Genomic DNA, 11200 nt, shown 5'->3' with positions numbered 1-11200 from the left:
CCAAAAAAAGTGTTTGATTTCTTTCTTCATCCCAATAAATACCAAAAATTTCTGCTATTTCCTCTTCATTTTTATCTCTTTTTATTATTCTCATTTTACATCCCTTTCTTAATTTGAAATATTTTATTTGGATTAAGTATATTTCTTTATTATTTTGGTAAATTTCATTTTAAACTTTCTCTATGGTTTCGTTGTATTGACAATGTATTGTTATTTTTGTTCATATTTGGTAATATGTCTTAATGCAAAATAACAATTTCTCATTAAAAACTTTCTATCCAACTTTCAAAAAATTCTTCCTGCTCTTTAACACTGCCAATTTTTAATTCACTATCGTAATCAAAAATATCTACTACATCAGATAAAGTTGCTTGTTTTCCCATTTGTAATTTATACGCCTTTGTCCCTCCAAATTCTTTTTGCATTCCAGAAGGATAAACATTAATAACCGAAGCATTACAAAGTAAATAAATATTATTTAATTCTAATTTTTTTCGTAATTCTACAACAGAATCAAATATATTATCACTTTTTGAAAAATATACCATATTTTCAATTTCTATTTTCAAATTAATTTCATCTTCAATTTCTAATAAAAATAGTTTACTTTTTTCTACTTTTCCATTGTTTAAAATTTCAATATTTTGTATTTCTATATTGTTTTCTTCTTTTTTCCGAAAACCTTCCATTGTAATCACCCTTTATTCTAAAAGTTTTTCAGTTCATCATAAATAATTTCTATTTTTACTCTAATATTTTAACATAAAATTATTATAAATTTCTATAATATATAGAATTTTTCAATAGATATGGATAACCTATATTTAAATTTAAATAAAAAAACTGTACTTTCTATTATTCAAAAACCAAGTACAGTTCAAATTTATTATTTTTATAAGTTAATCTTTATCACAATCATCATTATCCTTATCTTGATGTTCTTCATACTCGTCATATTCATCATATTCATTAACTTCACTAGGATCTTCACCATGATAATCTTTTTTGTTAAAATCATTTTTTAATTTTTTATATTTATCCATCCAAGACATTCAAATCACTTCTTTCATATTTAAAATATTTTACAATATTCCTTGATATTTTATACCATTTCCCCAATAAATATTATTTACCATAACAGTTTCTTCAGGTAAATTTACACCTTTTAAAGCCCATTTTTTAAATTCTTCAAATCCAGTTCTGTCAACAATATAACCGATATGCTCTTTTGGAAGGCTTCTATCAATATATTTGTCAACGTATTCATAAGTATTTTTCATAATTTTTATAATTGATTCTTCATCTGCCCAAAATAGCCAATCTTCAGCAAGTCTTGGATTTTGTTTTCCACTTCTTCCCATTATTGCAAGTTTATAATATTTTTTAGGTGATCTTGTCCATGCACCTGTTGGACAGTTTAAAACACATTCACCACAGCCAATACATCTTTGATGATCTCTCACAGGTTTATAATTTTTATATGAAATTGCTCCTGTTGACAATTTTTTACATTTTCTTTCACACATTCCACACGAAACACATCTTGATTCATCTAGTTCAGGCTTTGCCATTCCGATTATTCCAAAATCGTGCATTCTCACTTTTTGGCAGTCGTTTGGACAACCAGTTAGAGCTACTTTGAAGTGAAAATCATTTGGGAAAATTACTTTTTCTATTTTTTTTGCAAGTTCAGTTGTATTGTAGGCCCCTTTTGGACAAACTTTGTTTCCAATACAAGCTGCCACATTTCTTGTCCCTGCAGCCGCATATCCCTTATCTTTATCCTTGTAATTAATATCCAATTTTTCCATAATTGGCTGAACCATTTTGTTGACTTTTTCAATGTCCTTCCAATTGATTCCCAAAACTTCAAATCCTTGACGAGTTGTAATATGCACATTTCCGTCTCCATAAGTATTTGCTATGTCTGCAACTAAGCCCATTATTTCCGCTGTAACTGCTCCACCTGGGACTCTTACACGAAGTGCAGTTTTTGATCTGTCTTTTGTCACTCTATATGCGTTTTTTGTAACAACTTTTCTATTTAAATCCATACTCATTTTATTGCCTTCTTTCTTAAATTCAAATTTCTAAAAATTTTTCTAATCCAACAATTTTTGTGCCTTGTCATACTTAAATACAGGTCCTTCTAAGCAGATGTATGTTTCATCAATCTTGCAGTGCCCACATTTTCCAACCGCACACGACATTTTTCTCTCAAATGAAACCCATATTTTTTCAACTGGCACATTTAATTTCAAAATTTCAAGACAGGCAAAATGCATCATTATTGGCGGTCCCACTACGATAAATTCAGTTTCATCCATATTTTCAATTTTCAAATCTGGGATATATTTAGTCACCATTCCTTCGTGAAACTCATTTTCCGTTTTTCCTAAATTTCTTGCACTTTCAGCATTGTCCAAAGTGACTAAGATTTCAATATTTTTCCTCCAACGTGAAAATTCTTTTTCAAAAATAACGCTTTCATAATTTTTATAACCTACAATTATTTTAAAAGACTTCATTTCTTCAGGATGTTTTGTAAAATATTCAATAATCGGACGAACTGGTGCAATTCCACTTCCTCCAACGACCATTACAATATGTTTATTTTTATATTCCTCAATTGGAAAACCATTTCCATAAGGACCTCTTAAAAAAATTCTATCTCCTGCCTTTAATTCAAAAATCTTATCTGTAACTTTCCCAACTTTTCTAATCAAAAAATCAAGATATCCTTCCTCCAAGTCAAAATTGGCAACAGAAATAGGAGATTCTCCAACTCCTGGCAACGAAACTTGCATAAATTGCCCAGCATTTACGTTTCCTTTTTTATATTCTACACGAAATAGCCATTCTAGTTCTGTAACCTTCTCAATAAATAAAAGTTTGTGAACAGTCGGTAAATATACATTCATATTCATAATATCCTGTTCATCCATATTTATGGTATTTAATGTATTAGTAATCATTCTGACTTTTCACCTCTTTTTTCAGCTGAAATTCTTTTTAATTCCGCACTTAGTTTGTTTATACAATTTGAAAATGAAATATATTCAGGACAAGCATCATCACATCGTCCACATCCCGTACACATTTGATAACCAAATCTCTTTTTAAAGTCAGAAATTTTATGCATAACTTTAAATCTCATTCTATCTCCATGTCTTTGTCTAAACGAATGACCGCCAGCCATATCAGTAAATCCATTTACATGGCATGAAGCCCAAACTCTTCTTCGCTCTCCATTATTCTCATTCTCGCTGTAAAATACATCTTGTGTCGTCGTACAAGTACAAGTTGGACAAACGAAATTACATTTTCCGCAGGCAATGCAACGGCTGTCATATTCACGCCATAAATCTAAATTTATAATATCGGAAAGTTCAATGTTATCTGGAATATCTACGTGAATTTCATTATCTTCTACAAATTCCATTTCAAATTCTACATTTTCATTTATTTTACTATTTTCTTTATTTTCAGAAATAACTTCATCAAAATACGCCTTTAATTCATCATCTCTTATATCAGCAAATACTTTATCATCTGTAACTTTTATTCCAATATTATATTCATCAGTCTTATTAGTCTTCATATCCACACAAAAACAATTTTCAAACGAATTTGGACATCCAAATACTACAAATTTTACTTTATCTCTTACTCTTTTATAGTAAATATCCAAAAATTTGTTATTTAAATAAACTTCATCGACTCTCTTTACGGAATGTAAATCACAGCTTCTAAGAAATATAAGATATTTTTTATCCTGTTCTTTAGGCATTGTGCATCCATCTTCTGTAAAATAAAACATTGTCTGTGTTATTGGCAGCATTACTTCCTTTGCTGAAAAATGAGATTTTTTATCAAAACATATCTCTTCAATCTTGTCAATTTCAGAATATCTAATTACAGAAGTATCTGAAAATGTCCCACGAAATGGTATTTCAATTGGGGCATATATTTTATACTCTCTTTTCAGCTTTTCAAGTGCTGAATTAAAATTTTCATGATTTAAGCTAATTTTCATTACTCCTCCTAAATTTTTCACAAACAAAGGATTAACCCCCTTGTTATATTATCCAATCATTTCAATTCTTTATTCTTATTTTTTTATTTCCTTTTTTCCCAAATAATAACAGGCATATCCAATAAAACCTCCACCAACAATATTTCCCAAAGTTACAAATAGCAAATTATAAAAATATTCGTTCAAAGTAATTCCTTTATACATAATTCCCGTCATTAAAAGTGTCATATTGGCAACACTATGTTCAAATCCAGCAGTAATAAATGCAAAAAGGCACCAAAAAATCATTATTAGCCTAGCAGTTTCTTCTTTTAACTTTATTCCAGCCAAAACTGCAAGACATACTAAAATGTTACATAAAATTCCTTTAAAAAATAATTCTTGTGGTAAAGCTGTAACTTTTGCCTTTGAAACTTTTACAATAAAATTTATAACAGGCTTTTAAGCAGAATTTGAAAATACATATATGATTGCAAGTACAACTGATCCAACAATATTTCCCAAATAAGCTGCTATCCACATAAAGATCATATCTTTAAAAGTTATTGCCTTATTTAGCATCCCTGTTACTCCAATCATATTATTTCCTGTAAAAAGCTCTATACCAAATACGACTACAAGACTAAGTGCTATCCCAAAACTAACTCCCATAAGAATTTTATTAGTTGGCAATCCGCTGCTAACTCCACCAACTGTAAATGTCAATAAAATTCCCAATCCAATAAACATCCCAGCCATAAATGCCGATAAAAAATATTTTCCCTTAGAATTTTTTAGCAACTGAACCTTACTTTCTGCAGCATTTGATACTTGCTCCAAAGTTTGATTATTTCTCATTTTTATACTGTAATAAGCTAATTTATTACATTCTCCTTTCTAATTTTTTGGATTTTTATAAAAGTTTCTTTTTTAAATTAAATTTATTTGTGAAAAAATTCATAATTTATTTTCATTATTAAATTATTGCATAATTATAGTAAAAAGTCTACAAAAAAAATATTTTATTTATATTTGTATTTAAAATATTTTGGTTTTCTAATTATTGATTTGTATAAATAAAAACAAAATCGCTGTCTTTACAACAACGATCAAGTAATTTAAGCTTATGTAAACCTATTTAAAAAGTAGGTAGAAAATATATTTCATCTATTTCTAACAAGAGATTCTGACCTTATATTTCTTTTAACAATTTTCTTAATGTTCCAGAATTTGCATTTGTCTCATTAATTGCTCTTTTCCAAGCCTTGCTGCCACGTACATTATGAAACAATCCATGAGTGTGCATTAAAAATAGATGTGGACGAAGATTTTTCTTTTCCATATTTTCAACATAATGAATCATTTTTTCAATGATTTCTTTACGTGTAATATTTATTTTTTCTTCACTTCCATAATATTTTCCAAATTCAGTCAAAATCATAGGATTGTCATAAATTTCACGACCTAACATTACAGAATCCACATATTTTAAATGCTCATCAATTTCCTCAACTGTTTTTATTCCACCATTAATTTCTATATGCAAATTAGGATTTTCTTTTTTCACACGATAAACTTCATCATATCTAAGTGGTGGAATACTTCTATTTTGTTTTGGATCAAGTCCAGCTAATATTGCAATTCGTGCATGAATAATATATTTATTTACTCCAGCCTTTTCAGTAATATGAATAAAATTCATCATATCTTCGTATTTGTCAAGCAATGTCCGTTCAAAAGTATCAGGTAATATATTTTTCCCATCAATTCCAATTCTATGCTTTATAGAGATTGGCTTATTTGTTGCATCTTTCATTGCTTTTACAATATTTGCCACTTCTTCTGGAAATGCCATAAGATAAGCACCCATCATATTTCCTGAAACTCTATCCGATGGACATCCAACATTTAGATTAATTTCATCATAAGCATATTTTTCAGCAATTTTTACAGCTTGATAAGCCTCTTTTGGATTAGTTGCCGCAATTTGCAGCACAATTGGATGTTCTACTTCATCAAATCCCAAAATATAATCCAAATCTCCATTAAGAATTGCTTGTGCCGTTATCATTTCTGTATACAATAAAACATCTTTGTTTATCATTCTTACAAAATTCCTAAAATTTCTATCTGTCCTATCAACCATTGGAGCTATACTTATCTTATTTTCCACTGCATTTCCTTTCATAAATTTTAAATATCTATTTTGCATTGTAATATTTCATTGCTTCAGGCAAAAATTTTCTAGCTGCTTCAATTCTATTTTTTCCAGATGGATGTGTTGACAAAATTTCTGCACCTTGACTTGCACCTATCGAATCCATTCTTTCAAGAGCTGTAATTGCTTCGGATGGATTATAACCAGCCATTGCCATAAATATCATTCCATATTTATCCGCTTCATATTCTTGAGTTCTATTAAATTTTAAAAGAGTAATAGAAAGTCCATTTGAAACTAAAGAAGATATAATATTTCCACCTGTCAATGCATCTGTCACACCTGCTGCAATCCCAGCAAGAGCATTATTACTTGAAGCCTCTGCATGATGTCCTCCAATAACGTGTCCAATTTCATGCCCCATAACAAAAGCAATTCCAGAATCACTATTTAAAACTGGTAATATTCCAGTATAAAAAGCAATTTTTCCACCTGGCATAGCAAATGCATTTATTTCATTAGTTTTTATCAAATTAAATTCCCATTGTAAATCAGATACTTTTTTAGACATCCCATTTTCATTCAAATATTTTTCAACAGCCGTTGACATTCTTCCACCGATTCTTCTCAATCGTTGCCCATCAGCCGTATTATTTGCCAAAAGCCCTTTAGCACCAGCTTGTTGAATAAATTCTCTATATGAAGAAATTGAATTTTCTGCTACACTTTCATCGCTCACTAATTTTAATTGTCTTCTTCCTGTAAGCGGTGCTACTGTACAGCTAGAAATCATTATTACTGATGTAATTAAAAATAATATTTTTGAATATCTTTTCATTTTAAAATTCCTCCTTTTTATTTTTCTCAATTCTTCTAAATATTTATAGTTAAATTAATAAAGTTAAGTTCAGTATTTTTTTTTAATAAAATTTATAAAATTTAAGTACTAATACTTGAAAATTATTTTTAATTTATTATATCATACGAAATAAAATGTTGCAATTTTTTAATGAAATTTGACTAAGTAAAGTAAAAATTTTGTGCAGTAATTTTTATATGCTAACTAAAATTATATTAGACGTAAATATTTTTTAACAACACGTCATTATATCATTTTAAAAATAGATATGTTCGATAACCTAAGTTTTTTTATCTATACAAGGGGTTAAGACCCCTTGCTTCAAGATATTTATTTTATTAAATTCTAAGTTTGTATAGTTATCGAACAGGTCTAATATTATTTTATACTAATTTTTGTTCAAGAATTATTTAAAAAATAAAAAATTAATTATATTTTATATTATTTTTTTTAAAACAATAGAATAATAATTATTAATATTGAGAATAAAAGTTAATGAAATAAAACATAATAGTGAAATGTTGTGATAATAGAATAATAAATAAACAAAAATAATAAATAAAAATTAACGTCCGATAATTAAATGTTATATTTTTTAAAAATAAGGAATTATCTTATTATCTTATTTTTTATTTTAATAATATAAAATAATTCCTCTATTTTGTTAGTTTTAATTAGCTTCTTTTGCTACTATTATTATTTTTATTATTTTTCAATTCTTGAACTTCTTGCATCAATTGTCTAATTAATTCCGAATTTTCTTCATTTCTTCTAGCTTCTTCTTCAAGTTGTTTTTTTAATTGTCTATTATAACTATCTTTTTGCTCTTCAAGCAATGCTACCATAGATTTCATTCTATCTAACTCATTAGGCATAATATCTCTTTTACCAAATTGATATCCTACTCCTAAACCTACAGTTACATCTTTTTTGTTATTTAGACTTGCACTAGCTTTGTAAATAAGTCTTCCACCATCTGAAATTCCACTAAAGCCTAAAGCCATTGCTCTACCATTTTTATATGCTCCACCTGCTATCGCTATATTAAATCTATTTGAAGCTGAATCATTAATTTGAGGTAAATTTGCCATTGCTGCTACTCCAGCTATTCCTGCTGATAAATTTTCTCTTACTCCAGATAATTCTGCTTTTGTCACTTTATCTGCATTTCCCATATTTATAGCATTATAAACCTGTCTTCCAGTTACAGCTTCTGTACTTGTTGGAGTTATATCACCTTCAGCAATATTTGTAATTTTTTTACCTCCTGCATCAATTCCTGATGATGTTACACTTGGTCCACCTGTTATTTTTATTCCTTCATTATTAACAACTGTTTTCCCCATAGTAACTGTTCCATTTGGTCCTAAATCAACATTTTCAGCTAATCTCAATTCTAATGTATCTGGTCCTGCTGCTACGACTCCAATATTTCCTGTGCTTAGTGGTCCTGTTGCTCTACCTAAAATATTTAAATTTTGTCCTAAATTACGAGTAACAGTCGTTCCATTGTCATCTGTGTAGGTCAAAGGATTATTTTGAATGTAATTATGCACTGTAGAACCTGTTACTGTATTATTATCTCCTGCTGCAATATTTCCTGTACCGATACTATTTAATTTATCTTTTGTATTTTGTGACAAATCAACCTTAAAATCAGTAATATTATTTGCATCTTTTGCTCCGCTTGTTACTGAAACATAGTTACTTCCGCTTGAAACAGTAGTTCCATCTGCATCAACTTTATAAATTGTTTGTCCATTTGCTCCTGTTGAATGTGTAATGTTTGTGTTTGTTCCACTAATTACTTCTGATTTTGAAGCATTAATAGCTGTTGTCAAATTATTAACAGCATTTCCTAATTGACCTACATTAACTGCATCTGTTGGAGCAACTCCAGCTGCAACATTTATAATTTTATTTCCACCATTATCTAAGCCATTGTTTGTTAATGATACAGACTTAGAAGGATCTGCTGCTGACTTATTAATTGTTACTCCAGTAGGATTTATGGTTGTTGTATTTCCTGCTGCATTTGTATATGTATTTCCTGCTGCTGTAGCTACATTTTTATTTCCTGCCGCATCAGTAATAGTTGTACCTTGTCCATTAGTTACTGTTGTATTTCCAGCTCCATCATCTGCTGTAAAACTCTTAGCTTTGACTGAGTTAAATTCTGGATTTTCAGTTATTCCAACTACAATTTTACCATTTCCAGCTCCATCTGACACATACGATGTTTCAATATTTTGTCCTTTATAATTTGCTCCACCACTTGCAAAATCTCCACTTTCAACAGTTAATTTGCTTCCCAATTGCTGTCTAGTTCCAGCCGTATTATTATCAGCTCCGTAAATTATTCCTTCATTTACTTTATCTATCGTTTTATCAACGGCATCTTTAAATGTTGTCGGTGCCGCTCCAGTCGAACCATTCACATTTTTTAGCCCAGCAAATGTTGGATTTGCAAATCCAGTTCCAGATGGATCAACTGTCAACCCCAATTGAGTTCCCAAATTATTTAACTGACTGCCATTTATAGCTTGTGTTGAAGTTGGAGAAATCAATCCTTTTGCCACATTGTTCAATGTACTTGGATTTGTTGTAGTTCCATCGGCATTTAATAATCTATGTTGAATATCGCCTGGATTAACTGCTACTGCACCTGGCAACGGATTTCCATTTGCATCTACATCTGAAGCCTTATAATAATTTCCATCATTTGCTTTTATAATCCTATCTCCTGCTGCATTCGTATAAACTACAGGACCATTATAAGTTGCATTATTTACAGTATTTTTTAATTGACTTACATTAACTGCATCTGTTGGATTTACTCCAGCTGCAACATTTACGATTTTATTTCCACCATTATCTAATCCATTATTTGTTAATGATACAGACTTAGAAGGATCTGCTGCTGACTTATTAATTGTCATTCCAGCAGGATTTATAGTTGTTGTATTTCCTGCTGCATTTGTATAAGTAGTTCCTGCTGGTGTAGTTACCGCTTTATTACCGGCCGCATCACTAATTGTCAATCCTGATGTATCAAATTTATTATTTCCAGCAGTTATACTATTAACATTAATATCATTCTTCAAGCTATATGTAAATGTCCCACCTGACTGATCTACATTCAAGTTATCCCCAGCCTGTAATTTTACTGTTTCTCCTGGCGTTATCAATTTATTTGATACACTTCCAGATGTTGTCCCTGTTCCTGTACTTCCTGCTACTGCATTCCATCCCGAATTATTTACTGCATTTTGAATTGCAGTTGCTACATCTCCTGCTGTCGCATAAGTATTTCCGCCTGTTACTGGCGTTACTGTTGTTTTTCCTCCTGCTGTCGATGTATTCAGTCCAGACTGTGCAATTGTAACATTTATCGTATCTCCACTTGCCGTTGTTGTTATTCCATTACTTCCTGTTATGTTAAATTCCAGTCCACCATCTTTATTCAATGACTGTTTTGTCGTTATGTTTCCATCCGACGCTTTTAAATTTATTGTGTTATCTCCTAGTTTATTTATTGCATTTGCAACTGTCTGTCCTGTTACTGCTTGATTTCCTGTTCCAGATGGCACAGTGACTTTTCCACCTGATGAAGAAGTTAGTGGTGCTGAATTTGTCAATGTCAATGTTGGAGTTGTTATTCCTCCATTATTTATTGTTGTTCCTCCACCATTTGTTGTTATGCTATTGATTCCTGTAACTGTTGGATTCAGGCTGTATTTTACTTCTCCATTTGGTCCGACTGTCGCTTTCGTATTGTCTCCATCCTTAAAATCCAAACCATTTGATAATGTTGTTGTTTGATTATTTGCTCCATTTGCTTTGTATGTCAAATTTGTATTCTTAGCTATAGAGCTTGTGTCTACTTTTAAATCATAATTTGAATGTCCATCAGCAGCTTTTGTTTCTACTACCGTTACTGATTTATCTGCCGATGTTACAGTAGTTTTAGCTGCTGTAATTGCATCGCTCACATTCGTTTTACCTGTTCCTCCAATATTTGCCCCTGTTGTATTTATAGCTCCTGTTGTCGGATCTACTGTTGTTCCTCCTCCAATTGCATTTGCTACTGATGTAAGGTCTGTATTTACAGTATAGATTGTTTGTCCATTTGCTCCTGTTCTATTTGACACAGTTACATTTTTACCTG

At 30.2% G+C, this 11200-nt stretch carries 8 protein-coding genes and 1 pseudogene; all 9 read right to left on the bottom strand.

Features of this window, described 5'->3' with window-relative positions; genetic code table 11:
- Positions 1 to 263: 263 nt before the first annotated feature.
- A complete protein-coding gene (locus tag ACO409_RS08965) occupies positions 264 to 689 on the bottom strand; it encodes a hypothetical protein (protein ID WP_485556514.1) in 426 nt (141 codons plus the stop codon).
- 210 nt (positions 690 to 899) lie between these two features.
- Positions 900 to 1052: a hypothetical protein gene (locus ACO409_RS08960; protein ID WP_018497951.1), complete on the bottom strand. Its 153-nt coding sequence runs from the start codon at positions 1050 to 1052 to the stop codon at positions 900 to 902.
- 30 nt (positions 1053 to 1082) lie between these two features.
- The gene (gene asrC / locus ACO409_RS08955) at positions 1083 to 2060 is read right to left on the bottom strand and encodes a sulfite reductase subunit C (RefSeq protein ID WP_485556512.1); all 978 of its coding nucleotides are present in this window, start codon (positions 2058 to 2060) and stop codon (positions 1083 to 1085) included.
- 42 nt (positions 2061 to 2102) lie between these two features.
- Positions 2103 to 2975, bottom strand: a complete 873-nt coding sequence (asrB, locus tag ACO409_RS08950) for an anaerobic sulfite reductase subunit AsrB (protein ID WP_485556510.1) — start codon at positions 2973 to 2975, stop codon at positions 2103 to 2105.
- Positions 2972 to 4036 carry an anaerobic sulfite reductase subunit AsrA gene (gene asrA, locus ACO409_RS08945; RefSeq protein ID WP_485556508.1) on the bottom strand — a complete coding sequence of 355 codons (1065 nt, stop codon included), beginning with the start codon at positions 4034 to 4036 and terminating at the stop codon, positions 2972 to 2974. The genes asrB and asrA overlap by 4 nt, the downstream gene beginning before the upstream one ends.
- Before the next feature lie 75 nt (positions 4037 to 4111).
- Positions 4112 to 4873, bottom strand: a pseudogene (locus ACO409_RS08940) (formate/nitrite transporter family protein).
- Positions 4874 to 5207: 334 nt separating this feature from the next.
- Complete coding sequence (gene dusA, locus ACO409_RS08935) at positions 5208 to 6203, bottom strand: tRNA dihydrouridine(20/20a) synthase DusA (protein WP_485556506.1); 996 nt, start codon at positions 6201 to 6203, stop codon at positions 5208 to 5210.
- A gap of 13 nt (positions 6204 to 6216) precedes the next feature.
- Positions 6217 to 7011, bottom strand: coding sequence for a M48 family metallopeptidase (locus ACO409_RS08930; protein ID WP_485556504.1), 795 nt, complete (start codon positions 7009 to 7011; stop codon positions 6217 to 6219).
- A gap of 695 nt (positions 7012 to 7706) precedes the next feature.
- A partial coding sequence (locus ACO409_RS08925) for a beta strand repeat-containing protein (RefSeq protein ID WP_485556502.1) occupies positions 7707 to 11200 on the bottom strand: 3494 nt, incomplete at its 5' end.

This window comes from Leptotrichia sp. (genome assembly GCF_057270615.1).
The sequence above is the reverse complement of the archived record's forward strand: the minus strand, read 5'-3'. Positions and strand labels throughout refer to the sequence as shown.

What these genes read in the sequence shown, in the direction of transcription:
- ACO409_RS08965 (WP_485556514.1), bottom strand. Translation starts at nt 689, where the DNA reads ATGGAAGGTTTTCGGAAAAAAGAAGAAAACAATATAGAAATACAAAAT.
- ACO409_RS08960 (WP_018497951.1), bottom strand. Translation starts at nt 1,052, where the DNA reads ATGTCTTGGATGGATAAATATAAAAAATTAAAAAATGATTTTAACAAA.
- asrC (WP_485556512.1), bottom strand. Translation starts at nt 2,060, where the DNA reads ATGAGTATGGATTTAAATAGAAAAGTTGTTACAAAAAACGCATATAGA.
- asrB (WP_485556510.1), bottom strand. Translation starts at nt 2,975, where the DNA reads ATGATTACTAATACATTAAATACCATAAATATGGATGAACAGGATATT.
- asrA (WP_485556508.1), bottom strand. Translation starts at nt 4,036, where the DNA reads ATGAAAATTAGCTTAAATCATGAAAATTTTAATTCAGCACTTGAAAAG.
- dusA (WP_485556506.1), bottom strand. Translation starts at nt 6,203, where the DNA reads ATGAAAGGAAATGCAGTGGAAAATAAGATAAGTATAGCTCCAATGGTT.
- ACO409_RS08930 (WP_485556504.1), bottom strand. Translation starts at nt 7,011, where the DNA reads ATGAAAAGATATTCAAAAATATTATTTTTAATTACATCAGTAATAATG.